General features: G+C 64.7%; 21 protein-coding genes. 5 read left to right on the forward strand and 16 right to left on the reverse strand.

The annotated features are described in order from the left end of the window. Positions 1 to 108: 108 nt before the first annotated feature. The 7 genes from hflX to BM341_RS08750 all read right to left on the reverse strand — a co-directional run bounded on the left by hflX (position 109) and on the right by BM341_RS08750 (position 8,261). Entirely contained in the window at positions 109 to 1,425 is a 1,317-nt protein-coding gene (gene hflX / locus BM341_RS08720; RefSeq protein ID WP_089794984.1) for a ribosome rescue GTPase HflX, read from the reverse strand. Positions 1,426 to 1,433: 8 nt separating this feature from the next. After that, entirely contained in the window at positions 1,434 to 1,685 is a 252-nt protein-coding gene (gene hfq, locus BM341_RS08725) for an RNA chaperone Hfq (RefSeq protein WP_089794986.1), read from the reverse strand. A gap of 119 nt (positions 1,686 to 1,804) precedes the next feature. Then, entirely contained in the window at positions 1,805 to 2,767 is a 963-nt protein-coding gene (gene miaA / locus BM341_RS08730) for a tRNA (adenosine(37)-N6)-dimethylallyltransferase MiaA (protein ID WP_089795226.1), read from the reverse strand. Further along, entirely contained in the window at positions 2,767 to 4,740 is a 1,974-nt protein-coding gene (gene mutL, locus BM341_RS08735) for a DNA mismatch repair endonuclease MutL (protein WP_089794988.1), read from the reverse strand. Before mutL ends, miaA begins: the two co-directional genes overlap by 1 nt. Positions 4,741 to 4,769: 29 nt before the next feature. Beyond that, complete coding sequence (locus tag BM341_RS08740; RefSeq protein WP_245784228.1) at positions 4,770 to 6,176, reverse strand: N-acetylmuramoyl-L-alanine amidase; 1,407 nt, start codon at positions 6,174 to 6,176, stop codon at positions 4,770 to 4,772. Between the two features lie 47 nt (positions 6,177 to 6,223). Next, positions 6,224 to 6,742 (reverse strand): tRNA (adenosine(37)-N6)-threonylcarbamoyltransferase complex ATPase subunit type 1 TsaE, encoded by a 519-nt coding sequence (gene tsaE / locus BM341_RS08745; RefSeq protein WP_089794992.1) that lies wholly within the window; start codon positions 6,740 to 6,742, stop codon positions 6,224 to 6,226. Continuing rightward, the gene (locus BM341_RS08750; RefSeq protein WP_089794993.1) at positions 6,723 to 8,261 is read right to left on the reverse strand and encodes an NAD(P)H-hydrate dehydratase; all 1,539 of its coding nucleotides are present in this window, start codon (positions 8,259 to 8,261) and stop codon (positions 6,723 to 6,725) included. Before BM341_RS08750 ends, tsaE begins: the two co-directional genes overlap by 20 nt. A gap of 140 nt (positions 8,262 to 8,401) precedes the next feature. On the opposite strand from BM341_RS08750, the gene queG reads away from it, so the two are divergent. Then, positions 8,402 to 9,514 (forward strand): tRNA epoxyqueuosine(34) reductase QueG, encoded by a 1,113-nt coding sequence (gene queG / locus BM341_RS08755; protein ID WP_089794995.1) that lies wholly within the window; start codon positions 8,402 to 8,404, stop codon positions 9,512 to 9,514. A gap of 4 nt (positions 9,515 to 9,518) precedes the next feature. Here queG and orn read toward each other — a convergent pair whose 3' ends face one another. After that, positions 9,519 to 10,100, reverse strand: a complete 582-nt coding sequence (gene orn / locus BM341_RS08760) for an oligoribonuclease (protein ID WP_089794997.1) — start codon at positions 10,098 to 10,100, stop codon at positions 9,519 to 9,521. Positions 10,101 to 10,231: 131 nt separating this feature from the next. Here orn and rsgA point away from each other — a divergent pair, with 131 nt between their 5' ends. The 3 genes from rsgA to asd are packed head-to-tail and all read left to right on the forward strand — an operon-like array spanning position 10,232 to position 13,083. After that, complete coding sequence (rsgA, locus tag BM341_RS08765) at positions 10,232 to 11,344, forward strand: ribosome small subunit-dependent GTPase A (protein WP_089794999.1); 1,113 nt, start codon at positions 10,232 to 10,234, stop codon at positions 11,342 to 11,344. Between the two features lie 29 nt (positions 11,345 to 11,373). Next, positions 11,374 to 12,204 carry a sulfurtransferase gene (locus tag BM341_RS08770; protein WP_089795001.1) on the forward strand — a complete coding sequence of 277 codons (831 nt, stop codon included), beginning with the start codon at positions 11,374 to 11,376 and terminating at the stop codon, positions 12,202 to 12,204. Between the two features lie 15 nt (positions 12,205 to 12,219). Continuing rightward, complete coding sequence (gene asd / locus BM341_RS08775) at positions 12,220 to 13,083, forward strand: archaetidylserine decarboxylase (RefSeq protein ID WP_089795003.1); 864 nt, start codon at positions 12,220 to 12,222, stop codon at positions 13,081 to 13,083. Here asd and epmA read toward each other — a convergent pair. After that, positions 13,055 to 14,029 (reverse strand): EF-P lysine aminoacylase EpmA, encoded by a 975-nt coding sequence (gene epmA, locus BM341_RS08780; protein WP_089795005.1) that lies wholly within the window; start codon positions 14,027 to 14,029, stop codon positions 13,055 to 13,057. The two genes, asd and epmA, sit on opposite strands and share 29 nt — an antisense overlap. A gap of 103 nt (positions 14,030 to 14,132) precedes the next feature. Further along, the gene (gene efp, locus BM341_RS08785; protein WP_089795007.1) at positions 14,133 to 14,699 is read right to left on the reverse strand and encodes an elongation factor P; all 567 of its coding nucleotides are present in this window, start codon (positions 14,697 to 14,699) and stop codon (positions 14,133 to 14,135) included. 105 nt (positions 14,700 to 14,804) lie between these two features. Here efp and epmB point away from each other — a divergent pair, with 105 nt between their 5' ends. Then, positions 14,805 to 15,842, forward strand: a complete 1,038-nt coding sequence (gene epmB, locus BM341_RS08790) for an EF-P beta-lysylation protein EpmB (RefSeq protein ID WP_089795009.1) — start codon at positions 14,805 to 14,807, stop codon at positions 15,840 to 15,842. A 34-nt stretch (positions 15,843 to 15,876) separates the two neighbouring features. Here epmB and leuA read toward each other — a convergent pair whose 3' ends face one another. The 6 genes from leuA to parC form a co-directional block, all read right to left on the reverse strand. Continuing rightward, on the reverse strand, positions 15,877 to 17,592 hold the full coding sequence (leuA, locus tag BM341_RS08795) for a 2-isopropylmalate synthase (protein WP_089795011.1): 1,716 nt from the start codon (positions 17,590 to 17,592) through the stop codon (positions 15,877 to 15,879). Between the two features lie 367 nt (positions 17,593 to 17,959). Next, a complete protein-coding gene (locus BM341_RS08800) occupies positions 17,960 to 18,298 on the reverse strand; it encodes a protealysin inhibitor emfourin (protein ID WP_089795013.1) in 339 nt (112 codons plus the stop codon). After that, on the reverse strand, positions 18,295 to 19,338 hold the full coding sequence (locus BM341_RS08805) for a M4 family metallopeptidase (RefSeq protein ID WP_089795015.1): 1,044 nt from the start codon (positions 19,336 to 19,338) through the stop codon (positions 18,295 to 18,297). The genes BM341_RS08800 and BM341_RS08805 overlap by 4 nt, the downstream gene beginning before the upstream one ends. A gap of 70 nt (positions 19,339 to 19,408) precedes the next feature. Then, positions 19,409 to 20,263, reverse strand: a complete 855-nt coding sequence (locus BM341_RS08810; RefSeq protein WP_089795018.1) for an ion transporter — start codon at positions 20,261 to 20,263, stop codon at positions 19,409 to 19,411. Further along, positions 20,260 to 21,486: a phosphoserine phosphatase SerB gene (gene serB, locus BM341_RS08815; RefSeq protein WP_089795020.1), complete on the reverse strand. Its 1,227-nt coding sequence runs from the start codon at positions 21,484 to 21,486 to the stop codon at positions 20,260 to 20,262. The genes BM341_RS08810 and serB overlap by 4 nt, the downstream gene beginning before the upstream one ends. Next, positions 21,483 to 23,735, reverse strand: coding sequence for a DNA topoisomerase IV subunit A (parC, locus tag BM341_RS08820; RefSeq protein ID WP_089795022.1), 2,253 nt, complete (start codon positions 23,733 to 23,735; stop codon positions 21,483 to 21,485). The genes serB and parC overlap by 4 nt, the downstream gene beginning before the upstream one ends. Positions 23,736 to 23,747 lie beyond the last annotated feature (12 nt).

Raw genomic sequence — 23,747 nt, forward strand, 5'->3', positions numbered from 1 at the left:
TATCGGTTGCGATCCTGTCAGCGCCTGGAGACGGCGCCTTGTGATCCATTCATTGCCGTGCAGCCTTGCCATGCCTCGGATCCACGACCATCCTGGCGGATAACTGACTCACGTTTCCCATATGGACGGCGCCTGCAGGGTCTTCGGAAGGTAGTCATCGGCCTTCTCGCCGAGGCGTGCCATCAGCTGCATGAAATCGCGGCGCGGCAGCCGCACCTCGAGGATGGTATGCCCCGCCTCGTCGAAGCGCTCCTCGCGTACCGCATCAAGCTCGTGCAGTCCCGCCCGCAGACGACCCTGCTCGGGCGCCAGGCTGAGTTCGAAGTCGATGACGTCATCGGCCAGACATTCCGAGAGTGCCTGCGCCAGCAGCTCGAGCCCCTTGTTGTCACGTGCCGACAGCCACACTACCTCGGGGCGCCCCTCGCCGTCGCGTTCGATGCGCGGCGCACTGTCGAGCAGATCGATCTTGTTCATCACCTTGAGGGTCGGCACGTCCAGCGCACCGATCTCGTCGAGCACGACTTCGACCTGTGAAACGTTGAGCTCGCGGTCGGGGTCGGCAGTATCTATCACATGCACCAGCAAGCTCGCCTCGGCAGCCTCCTGCAGGGTGGCGCGGAAGGCCTCAACCAACTTGTGCGGCAGATGACGGATGAAGCCGACGGTATCGGCAAGCACGACCGGCCCCACGTCCTCGATGTCCAGGCGACGCAGTGTCGGATCGAGCGTAGCGAAGAGCTGGTCGGCCGTATAGACCTCCGATGCCGTCAGGGCGTTGAACAGCGTTGACTTGCCGGCATTCGTATAGCCGACAAGCGAAACACTGGGGATTTCTGCCCGTGAGCGCGCGCGTCGATTCTGGTCACGCTGGCTACGCACCTTGTCGAGCCGCTTGTGGATCGACTTGATGCGGCCACGCAGCAGACGACGGTCCGTCTCAAGCTGGGTCTCGCCGGGTCCGCGCAGGCCAATACCGCCCTTCTGGCGCTCCAGGTGGGTCCAGCCACGCACCAGACGGGTCGACATATATTCGAGCTGGGCAAGCTCCACCTGCAGCTTGCCCTCATGGGTGCGGGCGCGCTGGGCGAAGATATCGAGAATCAGGCCAGTGCGGTCGAGCACGCGACACTTGAGTGCGCGCTCGACGTTGCGTTCCTGGGAGGGGCTCAGTGCATGGTTGAAGATCACCAGGTCGGCATGATGCACCGACAACGCCTCGCGCAGCTCTTCTATCTTGCCTGAGCCTACGAAGGTCCGTGAATCAGGGCGTTGACGGCTGCCGGTAACCAGTATTGCCGGCTCGGCACCCGCGGAACGCACCAGTTCGAGGAATTCGCCAGGATCCTCGCGCTCCTGCTCGTCATGGAAATCCACATGAACGAGAACGGCCATTTCACCGGCATCGGGACGCTCAAAAAACAATCAGTACCTCACACATCGGTGTCCTGCGGTGCCGCAGGATCCTGGACCGGCAAACGCACGTTGCGAGACGGCACCACGGTGGAAATAGCGTGCTTGTAGACCATCTGACTGACGGTATTACGCAGAAGGATGACAAACTGGTCGAATGATTCGATCTGTCCCTGCAGCTTGATGCCGTTGACCAGGAAAATCGATACCGGAATGCGCTCCTTGCGCAAAATGTTCAGGTACGGGTCTTGAAGGGACTGCCCTTTGGACATGTTACTCTCCCTGAAATTGTCTCTGGGGTTAAAATTATGTTTGCTGCGGCGCCTGACGCGGCGCTCTGTGTTACCCGAAGGGGCCTGGTCGTCCGGCCACTCGAAGGTTTCATGTTACGCTAACTACTGAATTCTCGCACCAGTTTCAGCACTTTCGCGAGAGGATCGGGTTCCAAACTGTCGACCCAGCGCAGGTCGTTCCAACTGCGCATCCAGGTCAGCTGCCGCTTGGCCAGCTGACGCGTCGCAATCACCCCGCGACGCTCCAGCTCCAGCATGTCGATCGTGCCATCGAGGTATTCCCAGACCTGGCGGTAGCCGACACTCTTCATCGCCGGCAGCTCGGAATGCAACTCGGGACGCGCTTTCAGCGCGGTGACTTCTTCGATCAGCCCCGCCTCGAGCATCAATGCAAAGCGCTGAGCTATTCTCGCGTGCAGCACTTTTCTGTCGAAAGGGGCCAAGCCTATCGACAGTGTACGCCAGGGAAAGATTTTGACACTCTGCTCATCCCACAGTTCACTGAGACGCCTCCCGCTCAGCCGATGCACTTCCAGCGCCCGCATCAGCCGCTGCGGGTCGTTGGGATGAATCCGCGCCGCCGATGACGGGTCGAGGCGCGTAAGCTCGGCATGCAGTCCGGCCAGCCCCAGGCGCTCGCGCCGCCGCTCCAGCTCAGCCCGTACCTCCGGGTCGGCTGAAGGCAGATTGGCTTCCCCCTCGAGCAATCGCTTGAGATACATCATGGTGCCGCCCACCAGCAGCGGCACCCCACCGGCTGCGCTGATTTGCCGCATCTCGCCCATGGCGTCCTCGCGGAAATCACCGGCCGAATAAGGGGCGGCGGGGTCGCGGATGTCGATCAAACGATGCGGCGCGCGGGCCAGCTCTTGGGCTGAGGGCTTGGCGCTACCGATATCCAGGCCTCGGTAAACCATGGCCGAGTCGACACTGATCAGCTCATGCCCCAGCCGTTCGTGCAGCGCAATGGCCAGGTCGGTCTTGCCGGCGGCGGTGGGCCCCACAAGCATGATCGCGAGGGGGCGATCGTCCCGGGTCGCCGCTGCCTGGCTTGTCGACATCATTGCCCCCGCATGAACAGACGATCGAGTTCGCGAAGCCCCATCTCGGTCCAGGTAGGCCGGCCATGATTGCATTGCCCGCTGCGCTCGGTACGCTCCATGTCGCGCAGCAAGGCATTCATTTCCTCGAGGGTCAGGCGACGGTTGGCGCGCACGCTGCCATGACAAGCCATCGTGGAGAGCAAGGTATTGATGTGCGCCTCGAGACGGTCGGAGCGCCCGTAACGTTCCAGCTCCGCCAGCATGTCACGGATCAGCGGTTCAACATCCGCCTCGATGAGCATCATCGGTAACTGCCGCACCAGCAAGGTCTCGGGGCCGGCTACGTCGAGCTCGACGCCAAACCGGGCGAAGGCGTCGTGTTCACTTTCGGCGGTAGCTATCTCGGCCGGGCTCGCGGCCAGTGAGACAGGCATCAGCAGCGGCTGCGCCTGCAGCGCGCCCGTCTGGATCTGCGTTTTCATTCGCTCATAGACGATACGCTCGTGAGCGGCGTGCATGTCCACCAGAATCAACCCTCGCTCGCTCTCGGCGAGGATATAGATGCCCTTGAGCTGCGCCAGCGCGTAACCCAGCGGCGGTGCCCGGGTGTCGTCCGCCGCGGGCAAGGTACGACCCGAGTCCCGCAGGGCCTGCTGTGTCGCCGGCGCCGCCGCCGAGCTATCCGCATCGGGTGCGGTTGGCTGCGGGGTCAACAGGCTCTCCTCGTGCTGGGGATGCAGCGCTCTATACCCTTCCATGAACGCCCTGACGCGGTTGGGCGTGACCGCCGGCTGACGCTCGGCCTCGCGACCGGGCAGCGACATAGGTTGCTGTTCCCAGCGTCCGGCGCTTTCTCCTATTCCTGCACCTGTTTCTGGCGCCTCGGCTCCTGAAACCCCGGCACCTGACGACCCAGCACCTGACGACGAAGGCGCGGAACCGGCTCCCTCGACCGCTGGCGCGATATGATCCCCGGCCCGCGCCTCCCCCAGCGCCCGGTGCAGGCTGGAGAACAGGAAGTCGTGCACCATGCGGCTGTCGCGGAAGCGCACCTCGTGCTTGGTGGGGTGAACGTTGACGTCTACCAGCGTGGGGTCAACATCCAGATAGAGCACGAAGACCGGGTGGCGGCCGTGAAACAGCACGTCGCGGTAAGCCTGGCGTACCGCATGGGCAACCAGGCGGTCGCGCACCACGCGCCCGTTGACATAGAAATACTGCTGGTCCGCCTGGGCTCGTGAATGAGTCGGCAAGCCGACCCAGCCCCAGAGGCGTAGGCCGCCGACCTCAAGATCAAGATGCAAGGCATTCTCGAGAAACGCCTTGCCAAGCAGCGCCTGCAGGCGACGCTCGCGGGCCACCGTGTCGTCGCCGGGCTTGAGCTGATGCAGCGTCTTCTGGTTGTGACGCAGCACCCAGCCGATGTCGAAACGCGACAGCGCCTGGCGACGAAAGGCTTCCTCGATATGGCCGAACTCGGTCTTCTCGGTACGCAGGAACTTGCGCCGCGCCGGGGTATTGAAGAACAGATCGCGCACCGTCACCGAGGTGCCGCGCGGATGCGGGGCTGGGCTGACGCGGGGCTCCATCAAACGCCCTTCAGTCACCACTCGCCAGCCGCTGCGGGGGTCGTCGTCGATGTTGGACGTCAGCTCGAGCCGCGATACCGAGCCGATCGAGGCCAACGCCTCGCCCCGAAACCCTAGGCTTGCCACGCCCTCGAGCTCCTCGAGGGAATGAATCTTGCTGGTCGCATGGCGCGACAGCGCCAGCGGCAGGTCTTCCTCGTCGATGCCGCTGCCGTCGTCGCGCACGCGAATCAGGCGCGAACCGCCGGCTTCGAGTTCCAGTTCGATACGCCGGCTGCCGGCATCGATGGCATTCTCCACCAGCTCCTTGACCACCGAGGCGGGACGTTCCACCACTTCGCCGGCGGCGATCTGGTTGGTCAATCGCGGGTCGAGTACCCGGATACGTCGAGGCTCGGTCATATCACTTCTCAAAGCTCGCATCTCGAAGCTCATGAACGGGGAATGCGCAGCACCTGGCCGACACGAATCACGTCGCCGTTGAGCTCGTTGGCCTGGCGTAGCTGTGCCACCGGCACATCATGACGGGCGGCGATCTCCGACAGGGTATCGCCGGGCTGGATACGGTAATCGTTGTCATCGGTATCGCGATTGCGGTCGCGCTGCCAGGCCAGCAGGCTGGCGGGCGGCGGATTGCGCTGGAAATGACCACGAATGCCGCCAAACATCGACTCGGCCATCTTCTGCTGGTGCCCACCATCGTTAAGGCGTCGCTCTTCTTCGGGGTTGGAGATGAACCCCGTCTCGACCAGCAGCGAAGGAATATCCGGCGACTTGAGCACCACGAAGCCGGCCTGCTCGACCCTCGGCTTGTGCAACCGATTGACGCGCCCCAACTGGTCGAGCATCTGACCGCCGATAGTCAGGGAATCGTTGAGGGTCGCGGTCATCGTCAGGTCGAGCAGTACGCCGCGCAGCACCTCGTCCTTGTCATCGAGGGAGAGGCTGCCATCGACACCGCCGATCAGGTCGGCCTGGTTCTCGCTGGCGGCTAGCCACTGCGCGGTCTCTGACGTCGCGCCACGCTGGGAAAGCGCATAGACCGAGCTGCCGTTGGGACGCGGGCTGTTGAAGGCGTCGGCATGGATGGAGACGAAGAAATCGGCTTTCTGCTCACGCGCGATGCGGGTCCGCTGTCGCAGTCCCACGTAATAGTCGCCATCGCGGATCATCACCGCGCGAAACCCCTCAGCGCTATCGACCAGCCCCTGCAGGCGACGGGCGATCTCCATCACCACATCCTTCTCGCGAGTGCCGGCGGGTCCGATGGCACCGGGGTCCTCGCCGCCATGGCCGGCATCGATGGCGACGATGATGTCACGTCGGGGATGCGGCTGCGCCGGCTTGAGGGCTTCGGTGGGCGCTGAGGCATCCTGGCCGGAACTGCTTTCGGACATCGTCTGGCCGCGACTGGCGATGATTTCCTGCTCGCGAATCATCGCCTCGATGGGATCGATGGGGTCCTCGACGGCGCTCTCGCCGGGATACTCGAGGTCCACCACCAGGCGGTGGCCGTATTGGTCGTTGGGTGCCAGCGTGAAATGACGCGGCTCCACCGCGCGCTCTAGCTCCAGTACCACCCGCAGGCCATTGCCATTGCGAGTGCCGCTTCGCACCTCGCTGATCGCACTGCCGGAAAGATCCAGGTCCTCGATCGCGGCGGCCATGCGGCTGTCGTCGAGATCGATGACCAGGCGGCGCGGGTTGTCCAGGGCGAAGACATTGGCCTGGGTGGGCGAGGCCAGGTCGAACACCAATCTTGCATGATCGGGGGCCGCCCACAGCCGCAGATTGTCGACCTGGCCGGCCTGGGCTGCGCCCGCCAGCAGCGTTGCCATCAACAGGCCCAGCGCCCCCAGGCGGCGCAAGACAAGAACCGGTAACGTCATGATGCTGTCGCACTCCCTTCGTCAGGCTCGAGACGCTCCATGATCATCGTCTCTAGTGCCGGGTCGGCCTGGAGGCGCGCCAGCACGCGCTGACCCTGCTCGCTTTTGGCTCCAACTTTCGCCTGGCGGCCCTGGCCGGCGATGGTGAGCTCGATGCTCAGATCCGGGGGCGGCAACCAGCCCTCGCCACGTTCCGGCCATTCAATAATGCAAAGGGCGTCGTCGCCCAGCAGGTCGCGCCCCCCGATGAACTCAAGCTCTTCGGGATCGCCCAGGCGATAGAGATCGAAATGATGAATGCGCGCGTCATCGAGCTCGTAGGGTTCCACGAGCGTATAGGTCGGACTCTTGACCGCTCCCCTATAGCCATGGGCACGCAGAAGGCCACGCGTTAGTGTCGTCTTGCCGGCACCCAGCTCACCGGCCAGGTGCACCCTACCTTGCCCGCCAAGCGCCCGTCCCAGGCATTTGCCGAAGGCGACCTGGGCATTTTCGTCATCGAGTCGCAGCAGCATGGTCCTCGCCAGTCCCGGGGTTGATCAAAAGTTGCGCATAGGATGCCAGATCGCTGGCCAGCAGACCACGCTCCCCGGCATCATCAGCCGCCAGGTCGGCGGCCAGAGCATGTACCAGCACCCCAAGCCTTGCGGCTTGCTCTAGTACAAAACGCTGAGCAAGCAAGGCGCCTAACATGCCCGTGAGCACATCGCCCATGCCGCCACTGGCCATGCCGGGGTTACCGAAGGGGCAGACGACCAGCCCCTCAGAGCCGATCACCAGGCTGCCGGCTCCCTTGAGCACCACCGCACCACCAAACTGGCGTTGCAGCGCCTGGGCCGCCGCAGGACGGTCGGCCTCCACCTCAGAAGCACTGATCCGAAGCAGGCGTGCCGCCTCGCCCGGGTGGGGGGTGAGAATCCAGTCGTCGCGTCGCTCACCGGTAAAACGCGTCGCCAGCAAATTGAGGCCATCGGCGTCCACGACCAGCGGCTTGCCGGCCGCCAGGGCCGCCTGGAGCATGCCCTGCCCCCAACTGCCCTGCCCCAATCCCGGCCCGACCACCAGGGCATCGGCCTGGTGCGGCAATTCCCCCAGCTCGCTCGCGCCACGCACACCATGCACCATCACCTCGGGCCGTCGTACCAGGCTCGCCACGACATGCTCGGGCGAGGTCGCAAGGCTCACCTTGCCGGCGCCCAGCCGCCCACAGGCCTCCGCGGCGAGCAGCGCCGCGCCACCGAACCCTGGCGCACCGCCAAGTATCAGTGCATGGCCAAAATCGCCCTTGTGCGCGCTACGCGAGCGGGGCGGCATCGCGGCCGCGACCAGTCCTGCCCCGAGCAGCCGCGCCGCAGGCAAAAGATCCGTTTCGGCCTCGGCATCGACCTCAAGGTTCCGGAACGCCAGCTCGCCGACATACGCCGACGCCGCCCCGGTATGCAGGCCCAGCTTGTCGCCGATAAAGGTCACCGTCAGTGTCGCGCGAATCGCCAGACCCAGCACCGCACCGGTATCGGCATGCAGACCGGAGGGGATGTCGAGCGCCAGCACCGGCTTGTCACTCTGGTTGACCGCCGCGATGGCCTCGCGGAAAGCGCCACGCACCTCACCGGTCAGCCCCGTCCCCAGCAGCGCATCGACCACCACCTGGCCGTTCAACCTGAGCCCCGGCTGCCAGTCAATCGCCGCGACCCCGCCGGCCGAGGCCATCCCGGCGGCGCGGCGGGCATCACCGCCGAGTTCCTCGAGGGGCTTGAGGACGATGCGCTGCACCGTCACTCCTTCGGCGGCGGCGAGTGCCGCCAGCACATGGCCGTCACCGCCATTGTTACCGCCGCCGCACAGCACGCTGATCGCGCGCACCCCGGGCCAGCGCACCTTGAGGTCCTGCCAGGCCGCGGCGGCGGCGCGCTGCATCAGCGCAAATCCTTGGGTGCCGGCGGCGATGGTACGCCGATCGAGCTCTCGCACCTGCTCGGCGCGGTAGAGCGCGCGACCCGGGTCGGCGCGGTGGGCAAATGACGCGACGGACATCGGTGTCTCCCCTGAAGGCGATGCTTTATCATCCAGTGTAAGAACTGACCGCCTCTCGCCAAGTGCCGAGAGATGGCATCAGCCGTATTTCCACAATAGCGGTTTCTCCCATACATGCCCCGGTGACGATGTCCGCAACTATGTCCCATACGCAGCCCGACACATTGGCCGACGCCCAGCCCGACCTGCACGCCCTGGCCGCGCGGATCAAGACCTGGGGGCGCGAGCTCGGCTTCCAGCAGCTGGGCATCACCGATATCGACCTTAGCGCCGACGAGGCACGCCTCGAGCGCTGGCTCGCCGCGGGTCATCATGGCGAGATGGGCTTCATGGCCAAGCACGGCACCCGGCGCACAAGGCCCGAGGAACTGATCCCCGGCACCGTGCGGGTGATCAGCGTGCGCCTGGACTACTTGCCCGCCGAGGTGGAAACCACCAAGGTCCTCGGCCAGCCGCGGAAGGCCTATGTCTCCCGCTACGCCACCGGCCGCGACTACCACAAGCTGATGCGCAAGCGCCTGGCGACCCTGGCGAAGTGGATCGAGGCCGAAACCGGGCCGTTCGGCTATCGCGCCTTCGTCGATTCCGCCCCGGTGATGGAGCGAGCGCTGGCCAGAAAGGCCGGCCTCGGCTGGTTCGGCAAGAACGCCATGTTGCTTCATCCCAAGGCCGGCTCGCTGTTCTTTCTCGGCGAACTCTACACCGACCTGCCGCTACCCGTGGACGCGCCCTTCGAGGGCGAGCATTGCGGCAGCTGCAGCGCCTGTCGCAGCGCCTGCCCCACCGGCGCCATCGTCGAGGACCACGTGGTGGATGCCCGGGCCTGTATTTCCTATCTCACCATCGAGCTGTTCGGTGCCATTCCCGAGCGCTATCGCGAGGCCATGGGCAATCGCGTATTCGGCTGCGACGACTGCCAGCTGGTCTGCCCTTTCACGCGCTTCACCCGCGCAAGCGACGAGGCCGACTTCGCCCCCCGTCATGACCTGGACCGAGCCAGCCTGGTCTCGCTGTTCGCCTGGGGCGAGCAGGAATTTCTCGACAAGACCGCCGGCAGCCCCATCCACCGCATCGGCTACGAACGCTGGCTGCGCAACCTGGCGGTGGGGCTCGGTAACGCGCCGTGGAGCGAGACGGTCGAAGCCGCCTTGCGGGCACGCCTGCCCTACCCTTCCGACCTGGTGCGCGAGCATGTGCGCTGGGCGCTGGCTCGTCAGCGAGACAAGCGCGAGGCGCTGATCGCCTCGGCGTGAGCCGTCACGCCGGCGTATCCTCGGGCACGATCAGGAAGGTCTTGCGGTAATGGGCAAGCTCGGCGACCGACTCGCGGATGTCGTCCATGGCGAGGTGCGCACCGGACTTCTCGAAGCCGGCCATGGCGCCAGGATTCCAGCGCTTGGCCAGTTCCTTCAGGGTCGAGACATCGAGATTGCGGTAATGGAAGAAGCCCAGCAGTGCCGGCATTTCACGTTCGAGAAAACGCCGATCCTGGTGCACGCTGTTGCCGCACATGGGCGAGCTGCCGGGGGCAACGTGGGCGTTTAGAAATTCCAGTGTCTGGCGCTGTGCCTCGGCGGTGCCGATCTCGCTCTGCCTGACCCGCTCGATCAGCCCCGACTCGCCATGGGTCTTGCGATTCCAGTCGTCCATGGCGCTCAGCAGCGCCTCGGGCTGATGGACGGCGAGTACCGGCCCTTCGGCGATCAGGTTGAGCGCGTTGTCGGTGACCAGCGTGGCGACCTCGATAATGCGCTCGCGCTGAGGATCGAGCCCGGTCATTTCCAGATCGATCCACACCAGGCGATTGGCGCGCGGATCGTGCGTGTCGTTTGCGGACATGAAGAGACTTCCTTGAGTGACAATACTTGAGAGATGGAGCTTGAAGGAACGGTGCTTGAAGAACGGTGGCTGACGACAGCGGCCGCTCGTGGTGGGTACAATGCCCCCATTGTACCGAGCATCGGGCCCCCATGAGCAAACGTAACCTGAGTCGTCAGCAGCGTTGGCGAGTCGAGAAAGTCCAGGCGGAGCGTGCCAGGCGCGCCGAGAAGCACGACACCCGGGACAGTGACAAGCTGGCCGCCGGGGAATATGGCCCTGAACAGCCCGGCCGCGTCGTCGCCCACTTCGGCCGCACGCTGAACGTGGCGCCGGACGGCGGCGGTGAGATCGTACGCTGCCACCTGCGTGCCAATCTCGACGGCCTGGTCACCGGCGACCGCGTGATCTGGCGTGCCGCCCGCGACGCCGACGACCGGGTAATCGACGGTGTGGTGGTCGCGCGCGGCGAGCGCGAGAGCGTGCTCGAGCGCCCCGATGCCCGCGGCCAGCTCAAGCCCGTGGCGGCCAATATCGATCAGATACTGATCGTCTTCGCCGTGGAGCCCGCGCCGCACGCCAACCTGATCGACCGCTACCTGGTCGCCGCCGAGGCTACCGGCATCGCACCGGTGCTGGTGCTGAACAAGATCGATCTGCTGCCCGTTGGCGGCGGTGAATTACGCGACCTGCTCGGCCGCTACGAAGGCCTGGGCTATGCGGTCGTGAACTCCACCACCGCCCGGGAGGACGGCCTGACCGCGCTGCGCAGGCGGCTTGGCGGGCGCACCTCGGTCTTCGTCGGCCAGAGCGGGGTGGGCAAATCCTCATTAATCGACCGCCTGCTGCCGGACGAGGAACTGCGTATCGGGGCGCTGTCCAAGGATTCGCGCAAGGGCACCCATACCACCACCACCGCCCGCCTGTATCGATTACCCGGCACCGATGCCAACAACCCAGCCACCGGGGATCATGGCGGCGAAGACCTTGCCACCGGCCCTGCCGACAGCGGCGAGCTGATCGATTCACCGGGCATCCGCGAGTTCGGCCTGGTGCATCTGGACGAACAGCAGGTCGCCGAGGGCTTCATCGAATTCCATGAATGGCTCGGCCGCTGCCATTTCCGAGACTGTCGCCACCGTCAGGAACCCGGCTGCGCCCTGCTTGGCGCCGTGGAGCGCGGCAAGATTCACCCGGAGCGCTTCGCCAGCTATCGGCGCATCGTCGACAGCCTCAACGACCCCGCGACCTCAACGCCCCGTTAAGCTACGTTGACCCGAGCCAGGAGACTGCCATGAGTTCCGAAGACAACCTGCTGCCGTTGATTGTCGAACCCGACCAGCTCGCGGCGTATATCGATGAGCCCTCGCTGCTGATCATCGACGTCCCAGCCAAGGCCGAAAGCTACGACCAGGGGCATGTGCCCGGTGCGGTGTTCCTCGACCATCGTGAGCTGCTGCGTGGCGAGGGCGAAGTCCCCAATGACGTGCCCTCGTCGGAGGCGCTTTCCCGGCTGTTCTCCTCGCTGGGGCTGACGCGCGATACTCACGTTGTGGCCTACGACGACGAAGGCGGCGGCTGGGCCGGGCGCCTGCTGTGGACCCTCGAGCTGCTCGGTCATACCCGTTACTCCTATCTCAACGGCGGCATTCATGCCTGGCGCGAGGATGCCCTGCCGCTATCCACCGAGCCCCACGCGCCCACGGCCAGCCATTACGAGGCGGGCATCCTTCACCCCGAAGCGGCCATCGATCGTCAGGAGATTCAGGATCGCCTCGGTGATCGACACTTCGCCGTCTGGGATGCCCGCTCCAGGGCCGAATACCGGGGCGAGAAAGGCAACAACAAGCACTTGGGACACATTCCCAGCGCCGTGAACATGGAATGGACCCAAGCCATGGATCGTGAGCGCGCCCTGCGCCTTCGCGGTTACGCCGAGCTGATCACCGAACTCGAGGCGCTGGGCCTGACGCCGGACATGGAAGTGGCAACCTACTGTCAGAGCCATCACCGCAGCGGTTTCACGTGGCTGGTGGGCAGGGCGCTGGGGTTCGAGAAGATTCGCGGTTATGCGGGCTCCTGGAAGGAATGGGGCAACCGCGACGACACCCCCATCGAGAAATAGGACGGAATTCCACCCTTGTCACTCTCCAAGCTCTTTTCCCTGATCCAGTACCCCATTCCCCACCACTTGCTCTCACGGCTAGTGGGGTTTCTCGCCGAGTGCCGCCTCGTGTGGCTGAAGGACGCCCTGATCCGCGCCTTCATCAAGGCCTTCAAGGTCGACATGCGCGAGGCCGCCGAGCCGGATCACACGGCCTACGCCACCTTCAACGACTTCTTCACCCGCGAACTCAAGCCGGAGGCCCGCCCGCTCGGTGAGGGACTGCTTTCCCCCGCCGACGGCACCCTGTCACAGTTCGGCGCCATCGAAGCCGATTGCCTGCTGCAGGCGAAGGGCCGGCGCTTCTCTGTAGCCGACCTGCTCGGCGGCGATGAGGAAACAGCGAGACGCTACCGTGGCGGCAGCTATGCCAACGTCTACCTCTCGCCAAGCGATTATCACCGTGTCCACATGCCGCTCGGCGGGACGCTCACCGAAATGGTCTATGTCCCCGGACGGCTGTTCTCGGTCAACTCGGCGACCACCGACCATGTCCCCAACCTGTTCGCGCGCAACGAGCGGCTGGTCTGCCACTTCGATACCGAGTACGGCCCCATGGTGGTGGTGCTGGTCGGTGCGATGATCGTCGCCGCCATCGAGACCGTGTGGTCCGGGCAAGTCACGCCGCTCTCGGGTCAAGTACAGCGCGTCCGCTTCGACAGACCGGTGCGCCTGGAAAGAGGCGAGGAAATGGGCCGCTTCAAGCTCGGCTCCACCGTGGTGATGGCCTTCGCCGGCAAGGTCGACTTCGATGATCGCCTGGCACCCAAGACCAAGGTAAGAGTGTGCGCATCGCTGGGCAGCTTCCCATTCAGCAGCGAGGAGTCGCAAAGGCCATGACCTCCGCCACGCTCGCCTTGTCCAGCGCGAGCTGTATCAACCGGTCGATTCCCAGCGCCACCCCGCTGCCGGCCGGCATGCCATGCGCGAGTGCCGCCAGCAGCCGTGTATCGATGTCGACCTCGGGCAGCCCCTGCCGACGTCGCATCGTGTTGTCCTGCTCGAAACGCGCGCGCTGCTCGGCGGCCTCGGTGAGCTCGTCATAGCCGTTGGCGAGCTCGAGCCCCGCCAGATAGACCTCGAAACGCGACGCGACCCATTCCCCATCTTCCGGGTCGCGGTGACGCCGCGCCAGTGCCGCCTGGCTCGCTGGATAATCCACTACCACCTCGATGCCCTCATGCCCCAACTGAGGTTCGATGACCAGCCCCATCAGCAGGTCCAGACAGCCGTCGCGGTCGCTGTCGGCCATCGACAGCCCACCTTCCTCACCGGCCAGCCGACGCAGTGCCGGCAACGGCTCGGTGAAGGGGTCGATGCCCAGTGCGTGGCGGAACAGCTCGCGATAGCGCCGCCGACATACCGGCCCGGGGTCGTGTTGAAGTACCCGGCGGATCAGCCCGGTGGTTTCCTCGACTAGTTCGTCCAACGCGAGCCCCGGCCGATACCACTCGAGCATGGTGAACTCGAGATTGTGGCGACTTCCCACCTCGGCGTCGCGAAAACTGCGCGCCAGCTGGAAGATCGGCCCGCTGCCGGCGGCCAACAGACGCTTCATGTGAAATTCCGGCGAGGTCTGCAACCAGAGCCGCTCGCCGCCGGCGGGGGTCGTCGCCTCGAGGCACAGCGAGGCGAGATGCACGTCGGTGCTGCCGCCATGGCCGAGCACCGGCGTTTCCACTTCCAGCACCTTGCGCTCGGCGAAGAAGGCCCGGACCTCGGCCAGCAGGCGCGCGCGCTCGCGAAGGGTCTCGATACTCGCGCTGGGCCGCCAGTCAACTTCCATTGATAAGCCTCCAGAAGCACCAAGACCACGCCCGAAGCGTGGCCTTGAAACAGTATTCAGCGAAGCTAACGCCCTCTCCAAGCAAGCGCAGGAAGGGCCTCTGTCAAGCGCGGCTGACGTAATCGCCGGACCTGGTATCGATCTTCAACACCTCGCCCTCATTGATGAACAGCGGCACACGAACCACCGCTCCCGAGGACAGCGTCGCCGGCTTGGAGCCGCCTTGAGCGGTATCGCCTTTTACGCCCGGGTCGGTCTCGGTGACTTCCAGCTCGATGAAGTTGGGCGGAGAAATGGCAATGGCGTTGTCGTTCCAAAGCGTCACGGTGTAGGGCACCTGTTCCTTGAGCCACTTCTCGGTATCGCCCAACGCGCGCTTTTCCACCGCATACTGTTCGAACGAACCATCCGTCTTCATGAAGTACCACATGTCGCCGTCGTTGTAGAGGTACTCCATCTCCAGCTCGAGCACGTCGGCGCCTTCCAGGGAGTCACCCGACTTGAAGGTGCGCTCGCCGACGCGGCCGGTCATCAGATTGCGAAGCTTCACGCGGCTGAAGGCCTGGCCCTTGCCGGGCTTGACGAGCTCGTTCTCGACGATCGTGCAAGGATCGCCATCCAGCATAACCTTCAGACCGCCCTTGAATTCATTGGTAGAATAGTTCGCCATGATTTCTCACTCATATTCGAGCACGCCTCCGGCAATCAGCGGCGACGTGCAAGCAAACGACATTCGGCGAGGTCGACCCTTCGCCCGCATTGATTGGTGTGGCGCATGATAACCCGAAGCCCTGCTCTTTTGCAGCGCCCCGACCGGGAGGCGCAACCGCTGGACGTACAGTCGCCCTGGCAGACCCAGCTGGCCCGCGCGATTCGCGATCCGCATGAACTCTGCCGCCGGCTGGGCCTGGACGATGCCTGGCTGCCCGGCGCCGAGCGCGGCCACGCCTTGTTCGAGGTCCGCGTACCCGAAGCCTATCTCGCCCGTATGCGACCCGGCGACAGCCGCGACCCGCTGCTGCTTCAGGTACTGCCAGTGAGCGCCGAAGCCGAGACGACACCCGGCTTCGTCAACGACCCGCTCGAGGAGGCCGACCATACCCCGGCCCCCGGGTTGATCCAGAAATACGCCGGCCGGGTGCTGTTAATTGCCAGCCCTGCGTGCGCGGTGAACTGTCGCTACTGCTTTCGACGCCACTTCCCCTACGAGCAGAACGCGCCGTCCCGCGTCCAGTGGAAAAAAACGCTCGATTACCTGCGCGCCGATGCCACCATCCACGAGGCGATCCTCTCCGGCGGCGACCCTCTCGCCTCAAACGACCGTCAGCTCGCCTGGCTGGTCGAGCGGCTCGACGCCATCCCGCACCTGACACGGCTGCGCGTGCATACCCGCCTGCCGGTGGTAATCCCGGACCGCATCGACGCGGCCCTGCTCGGCTGGCTCGCCGCCACGCGGTTGCAGAAGGTGATGGTGCTGCATATCAACCATGCCAACGAGATCGACGCCGCCGTCGTCGCGGCCTGTAAAAAGCTGCGCGACGCCGGAGTCACCCTGCTCAACCAGAGCGTGTTGCTGCGCGGCATCAATGACGACATCGAGACCCTGGCAGCCCTTTCCGAGCGGCTTTTCGCGGCGGACATCCTGCCCTACTACCTGCATGTGCTCGACCCGGTGGCCGGCGCGGCGCATTTCGATGTCGACGACGACCAGGCCCGCGAACTGGTCGCGGGCCTGCGCCGGGTGTTGCCGGGGTTTCTAATGCCGAGGCTGGTGCGCGAGATCCCCGGCGAAGCCAGCAAGACGCCGCTTTAAGCGCCGAGCTGTTTCTGGGTCAGCCGCATTTCGGCTATTTAGTCACGGCCAGGCTCTCGGCTGTCACATTGGGCGCCGCGGCCTGGGTCAAGAGATAACGGTTGATGGCGCTCATCACGCCTTTCATCGAGGCGCTGGTGATGCTCTCGTCGGTGCCCACACCGAACACCGCCTTGCCGTCGATGCGCACTTCCACATAGGCGATGGCCTCGGCATCGGCCCCCTGGCCGCGGGAATGCTCGTGGTAGTCGATGATCTCCACGTCGTGACCGGCCGCGGCCAGCGCCTTGATGAAGGCCGCCAGCGGGCCATTGCCCTCGCCCTGGATGACCCGACGCTCGCCACGCTCCTCGATGGTGGCCTCCACGCTCACGCGGGGGCTGTCGGGCTCGGATGACAGGCGATGCCCAAACAGTGCGAAGGGCGAGTTCCGCGCCAGATATTCATCAGCAAAAGCCTGGTAGATCATCGTCGAGGTGATCTCGCGCCCGGTGCGATCGGCGACTTCCTGCACGACCTGGCTGAACTCGATGGACAGCCGGCGCGGCAACTCGATGCCGTGCTCCTGCTCCAGCAGGTAGGAGATACCCCCCTTGCCCGACTGGCTGTTGACCCGGATCACCGCCTCGTAGCTGCGGCCGACATCCATGGGGTCGATGGGCAGGTAAGGCACTTCCCAGCGTGCCTCGGGGTGGGCGCGACGATCGGCCATGCCCTTCTTGATCGCGTCCTGATGAGAGCCCGAGAAGGCCGTGAAGACCAAATCGCCGACATAGGGATGGCGCGGGTGCACCGGCAGCTGATTGCAGTATTCGACCTCGCGCATCAACGGCGTGATATTTGAGAAGTCGAGCTGCGGGTGAACGCCCTGGGTGTACATGTTCATGGCCAGGGTCACGATATCGACGTTGCCGGTACGCTCGCCATTGCCGAACAAGGTACCCTCCACGCGATCCGCACCCGCCATCAGCGTCAGCTCGGCGGCGGCCACGCCGGTACCACGATCGTTATGAGGGTGAACGCTGACGATCAGCGCGTCTCGGTTCTTGACCTCGCGACAGAACCACTCGATCTGGTCGGCGTAGTTGTTGGGCGGGGCGACTTCCACGGTGGCCGGCAGGTTGACGATCATCCGCTGCTCGGGAGTCGGTTCGAAGGCCCCCATTACTGCCTCGACGATCTCCACGGCGAAGTCCATTTCGGTGGTGGTGAAGAGTTCAGGTGAGTACTGGAAGGTCCACTGGGTCGCCGGCGCCGCTTCCATGCGCTGGCGGATCCGGGTGGTGGCTTCCACGGCGATCTGCACGCACTCGGCCTTGTCGACCCCGAACACCACACGGCGAAACATCGGGTCGGTGGCATTGTAGACGTGAACAATGGCGTTCTTGGCTCCCTCCAGCGCCTCGAAGGTACGGTCGATCAGTGGCGGGCGAGCCTGGGTGAGCACCTGGATGCTCACGTCGTCGGGAATCTTGTCTTCCTCGATCAAGGACCGCACGAAATCGAAGTCGGTCTGCGACGCCGAGGGAAAGCCCACCTCGATCTGCTTGAAGCCCACCTTGACCAACAGGTCGAAGAGGCGCTGCTTGCGCTCCAGGTCCATCGGGTCGATCAGGGCCTGGTTGCCATCACGCAGGTCGACGCTGCACCACTGCGGTGGCGACTCGATGCGTCGAGACGGCCATTGGCGATCCGGCAGATCGACGGCAACGAAGGGTTGATATTTCGAAGCGGGGTTGTCGAGCATCATGATGGCATTCTCCCTGGGCTGGCGACTCGGTTGTTTGACGTCGGGCGGCATTCACACACGACAACGCCCCGGATGCATTGAGCATACCGGGGCGCCGGGGGCACGGCAAAACCGTTCACGCGGCCAATGACTGTCGGACAAGAAACGGTTGGGCGAGAACAGCAGCGAGTGCGGAAAAAACGGGGGATGGAAGACATTTCGTTACCTCAACTGACCTGAAAGACGCGATGCGCAAGGCATCGCCCGACACGTTTAGTGGTCGGTTAGTAGTCGTAGGTCCAAGCTGAGGTGGCGAAAGGTCATAATCATGGTTACCAGAAAATCAGTCTGTGACCCGCTTGTCAAGCCAAGGGCAAAAGATGGTCATTCAATCCTGCTCGGCGCCGGCCTCACGCCACCAGCGAAGCAGCGCCTCGGGCGCCGCGTCTTCGGCGATCTGCCGCGTCCATATGACCTTGCCATCGGCCTCCTCGACGCTCAGTAACATCAGGCGTCGATCGACGCCCGAAGGCGACACCTCGGACATACAGGCGCGGGTTACTGCCTCGAGCAACTGTTGCAGTTCACTCCGCTGGGCCGCGCTGCACTGGCGGCACTCGATGCGTCGTGGGCGCGCCAACCCCGGGAAGTGCGCGACACCGCCCTCGCGACTGAGGCGCAGCACGCTGGACGCCGTCAGGGTCGGCAGCGTGTCGGACGCGCTCATGGCAGCACGCCCACGGCGCGCCAGGCCTCGTGCACCGCCGCGACTTCCCGGCTCGTCGTCCCGAAACGCGCAGCGCCGGTGGTCAACGTCAACGCGGCGAAGGCCGCAAAGTCGCTATCTCTTGCCAGCCCGCGGTTGATCAGGGTGTCGTACCAGACGGGTCCCACGGTGTCCCAGGCATGGCCGCCCAGGGCCATCGCAGCGAGATGAAAGGCCCGGTTGGGAATGCCCGAATTGATATGCACGCCGCCGTTATCGGCCTGAGTGACGACGAAATCGCGCATATGGCCCGGCTGGGGATCATGGCCCAGCAGGGGGTCATCATAGGCGGTGCCGGGCTCCGCCATCGAGCGCAGCGCCCGTCCCTCGACACGCTCGGTGAAGAGACCCTCGCCGATCAACCAATCGGCCTGGTCGACACGCTGTCCTTGCTCATGCTGCTTGGCGAGGCTGCCGAAGACATCGGCGAGCGACTCGTTGAGCGCTCCGGCCTGATCGGCATAGATCAGCGCGGCCTCATGCTGGATGACCCCGTGACTCAGCTCGTGGGCGACGATATCCAGCGCGCTTGTGAAACGGTTGAACAGCTCTCCATCGCCCTCGCCGAAGACCATCTGGCTGCCATCCCAGAAGGCATTCTCGTAGTCCTTGCCGTAGTGCACCGTGGCCAGCATCGCCATGCCCCGGTCATCGATGGAATGGCGACCGAAGGCTTCCCAGAACAGACGATAGGTCGCCCCCAGGCCATGATAAGCCTCATCGATAGAAGGATCACCGCTGTCGCCCTCGCCTTCGCGACGCACCAGTCGCCCGGGCAGCGTCTGTAGTTGATCGGCGGTATAGACATAACGGGCCGGCTCTCCACGTACAGAGCTGCCCGGCGGCAGGGCCAAGGCGCCTGAGCGAGCACGAAAATGGCGGTCGACCACCAGGGTCTGGCTGGCACACTCGCGCAGCCGCGGACTCGCCGAGCTGGCGATGCGCTCGAGCAGGTACGGCGGCAGGAAGGGCAAGGTCGCCGGAATAGAGGTAGGGGTCATGGCGGATCTCCTCAAGTGCTTGATCGCCACTCGTCATGATAGAACGAATCAGCGATCAGTCTTGTCTGGTTCACTCTGCGTTTTGATGGTGCCGGTGACTGTCGTGGCCTTCCAGCAGCGCTTCCATGCGGTTGAGCTGGCCCTGCAACTCACGGACATCCTGGCGAAGCCCCTGCATTTCGGCGGCCTCACCCTCCCCGCTCTCGAGCTCCATCAGCATGTTCTCCTTCTGCATCACATCGAGCACGATGCCGATCATCATGTTGAGAAAGACGAAAGCGGTGAGAAAGATGAAGGTGAGAAAGTAGATCCAGGCGTAGGGATAGGTCTCCATGGTCGGGTAGAGCACCGCCGTGGCCCAACTCTCGAAGGTGGCCACCTGGAACAGCGTCAGCATGGCCAGCGAGATATTGCCCCAGAGCTTTTCGTCCACGCTGGCGAACAGGAAGCTGCCGACGGCACCATAGATGTAGAAGATGATGAACATCAGCAGCGCCACATACCCCATGCGCGGGATCGACTTGAGCAGTGCGGCGATCAGCATCCGTAGTTCAGGGATCATCGATACCAGGCGCAGCACCCGGAATACCCGCAGCAGCCGCGCCAGCAGCACCATCTCCGAGTCGTCCAGGGGAATCAAACTGGCGGTCACGATCAAGAAGTCGAAGACGTTCCACCCGCGGCGAAAGAAATCGCGCAGGCGCTTCTCAGCCGCCATGCGGATGAGAATTTCCACCAGGAAAAACACTGTGATCGCCACGTCCATGACCAGCAGCCACTGCTGGAAACGGTTGGTCTCCTCGTAGGTCTTGGCACCGATAAGCAGTGCCGAAACGACGATAATGGTGATCACCGTCAGCTCGAAGGCCTTGTTGGAACGCAGCCGCTCGAAGCGATCGCGCCAGGTCTCGAAGGAAGTGCTCACTCTCTCTGCTCCTCCAGGTCGCCCTGGCGATATCCGATCAGATAGAGCACCGCGTCGAGCCCCAGGGTGGAGATCGAGTGGCGAGCCTGGCGGCGCACCAGCGGCTTGGCGCGAAAGGCGATGCCCAGCCCCGCGGCGGCCAGCATCTTGAGATCATTGGCGCCATCACCCACGGCAATGGTCTGTTCCATGGCGAGTCCCTCGCGCGCGGCGATTTCGCGCAGCAGCGCAACCTTGCGGTCGGCGTCGATAATCGGCTCGTGGACCTCGCCGGTCACCTTGCCGTTCTCGATCACCAACTCGTTGGCGTGGATCTCGTCGAAACCGAGCCGCTGCTGGAGGTGGCGGGCAAAGTAGGTGAAGCCTCCCGAGAGAATCGCCGTGCGGTAGCCCAGTCGTTTCAAGTGCGTCATCAGCCGCTCCACACCGTCCATCAGCGGCAGACTCTCGGCGATCTCGGCCAGCACCGCTTCATCGAGCCCCTTGAGCATGCGCATGCGCTCACGAAAGCTCTGCTGAAAATCCAGCTCGCCGCGCATGGCTCGCTCGGTAATCGCGGCGACCTCGTCGCCCACGCCGTGACAGCGCGCCAGCTCGTCGATCACCTCGGCCTGGATCAGCGTGGAATCCATGTCGAAGCAGACCAGGCGACGATGACGCCGCCAGATGGAATCTTCCTGAATGGCGATATCCACGCCGTGCATGGCGCCCAGGGCAAGCGCCTTCTCGCGCAGGGCGTCAAGGTCGATCTCCTCGCCACGCAGCCAGCATTCGACGCAGGAGCCCTGGATCCGATGATCGCGCGGCACGCCGCCGTCGAGCGGCTCGCGACCCGAGAGACGATGGATCAGCTCCACGGTCAGCCCGTACTCGGCGGTCAGCGCCCCCACCTCGGCGAGAATGCCCGCCGGCAGGTGCGGCGCCAGCAGCGTCAGGATCAAGCGCGGCTGGCTCGCCTGCACGCTCCAGCGCTGATAGTCCTCGGCGCTGACCTGAATCGCCTGGACATCCAGCCCCAGGCTGTCCCCGGCCGTGGCCAGGGCCCGCTCCAGATCGATATCCTGATCGAGCCCGACCAGTGCCTCCAGTGACATCACTCCAAAAGTCACGCTCTGGTTGATATCCAGCAGCCTGGCGCCACTCCTGGCCAGCGCCCTGCCCAGCTCCGCCAGCTGGCCGGGGCGCGCCGTGCCGGTGGCGCGAATCAGCAATCGTCGGGTCATGCCAGCACCTCGAGCTTGTCGACTTTCTGCAGCCCGCGTGGCAGCTTGCTGCCCCGCCGCCCGCGTTCACCGCGATAATAGTCCAGGTCGCTGTCTTTCAAGGTCAGCTTGCGCTTGCCGGCGTGGACCACCAGCGACGCACCCGCCGGCAGGACCACCAGGTCACGCACGAACTCCTCGCGGTGGGCCGCGCGAGCGCCGGGGATGTCGATCATCTTGATGCCCTTGCCCTTGGTCATCTCCGGCAACTGCTCGATGGCGAACACCAGCAGGCGCCCTTCATTGGAAATCGCCGCCACCCAGGCCTGTTCGCTATCGGGAATGGCACGTGGTGGCAATACATTGCAGCCCTTGGGCACGCTCAGCGCCGCCTTGCCCGACTTGTTCTTGCCGACCAGTTCCTCGAGCCTGACGGCGAAACCATAGCCGCCGTCGGAGGCGAGCAGGAAACGACTGGCGGGCGGCGCCAGCATCACGCCGGCCATATGCGCGCCGGCCACCACGTTGACGCGACTGGTCACCGGCTCCCCCTGGCCGCGAGCGCTGGGCAGGTTGTGCGCGGTCAGCGTATAGGCCCGCCCGGTATCGTCGAGCAGCACCAGCGGCTGGTTGGTCTTGCCCCGCGCCACCAGCGCGAAGCGGTCACCCGCCTTGTAGGAGAGCCCGGCGGGGTCGATCTCGTGCCCCTTGGCGCTGCGAATCCAGCCTTTCTCGGAGATCACGACCGTGACCGGGTCGGCGCCGACCAACTCGACCTCGGAGAGCGCACGCGCCTCCTCGCGCTCGACCAGCGGCGAGCGGCGGGCGTCGCCGTGCTCCTTGCCGGCCGCACGCAGCTCCTTTTCGATGAGATTGGTGAGCTTGGCTTCGCTGCCCAGCAGCGCCTGGAGGGATTTCCGCTCGGCTTCCAGCGCGTCCTGCTCGCCGCGAATCTTCATTTCCTCGAGCTTGGCGAGATGGCGAAGGCGCAGTTCGAGGATCGCCTCGGCCTGGCGGTCGCTGAGGTCAAAGGCCGCGATCAGCGCCGCCTTGGGTTCGTCCTCCTCGCGGATGATGCGGATGACTTCGTCGAGATTGAGATAGGCGGCCAGCAGCCCCTCGAGAATATGCAGGCGGTCCTCGACCTTGCCCAGGCGGTGCTCGAGGCGTCGGCGTACCGTGGTGCGCCGGAATTTCAGCCACTCGCCAAGCATGTCCGGCAGCGGCATCACCCGCGGGCGGCCATCGAGACCGATGACGTTCATGTTGACGCGGATGTTCTTCTCGAGGTCGGTGGTGGCGAACAGGTGCGCCATCAAGGCCTCGACATCGACGCGGTTGGAGCGTGGCTCGATCAACAGGCGAGTCGGCTCCTCGTGGGTCGACTCGTCGCGCAGGTCGGCCACCATCGGCAGTTTCTTGGCCTGCATCTGCGCGGCGATCTGCTCGAGCACCTTGGAGCCGCTGACCTGGTAGGGCAGTGCGGTGACCACGATGCTGCCCTCCTCCATCACGTAGCGGGCACGCAGCTTCACCGAGCCCCGGCCACTCTCGTAGAGTTTGCGCAGGTCGCTGCGCGGCGTGATGATCTCCGCCTCGGTCGGAAAGTCCGGCGCCGGCACGTGCTCGATCAGCTCCGCCGTGGTCGCCTCGGGATGACGCAGCAGGTAGCAGGTAGCCTCGACCACCTCGCTGACGTTATGCGGCGGGATATCCGTGGCCATGCCCACCGCAATACCGGTGCCGCCATTGAGCAGCACGTGGGGCAGCCGCGACGGCAGCACCACCGGCTCGTTCATGGTGCCGTCGAAGTTGGGCGTCCAGTCCACCGTGCCCTGGCCGAGCTCGGCGAGCAGCACCTCGGCGAACTTCGACAACCGCGCCTCGGTGTAGCGCATGGCGGCAAACGACTTGGGATCGTCGGGACTGCCCCAGTTGCCCTGGCCGTCGACCAGCGGGTAGCGATAGCTGAACGGCTGGGCCATCAGCACCATGGCCTCGTAGCAGGCGCTGTCGCCGTGGGGATGGAACTTGCCCAGCACGTCGCCGACGGTACGCGCCGACTTCTTGTACTTGGCATTGGCGGACAGCGCCAGCTCGCGCATGGCGTAGACGATGCGCCGCTGCACCGGCTTCATGCCGTCGCCGATGTGCGGCAGCGCCCGGTCGAGAATCACGTACATCGAATAGTCGAGGTACGCCTTCTCGGAATACTCGCGCAACGAAAGGCGCTCGACATCGCCTTCCGCCACCTGGATATCCATGGTCATTCAGTGAGCCCT

The sequence above is a fragment of the Halomonas korlensis genome (assembly GCF_900116705.1).
Taxonomy (GTDB): domain Bacteria; phylum Pseudomonadota; class Gammaproteobacteria; order Pseudomonadales; family Halomonadaceae; genus Halomonas; species Halomonas korlensis.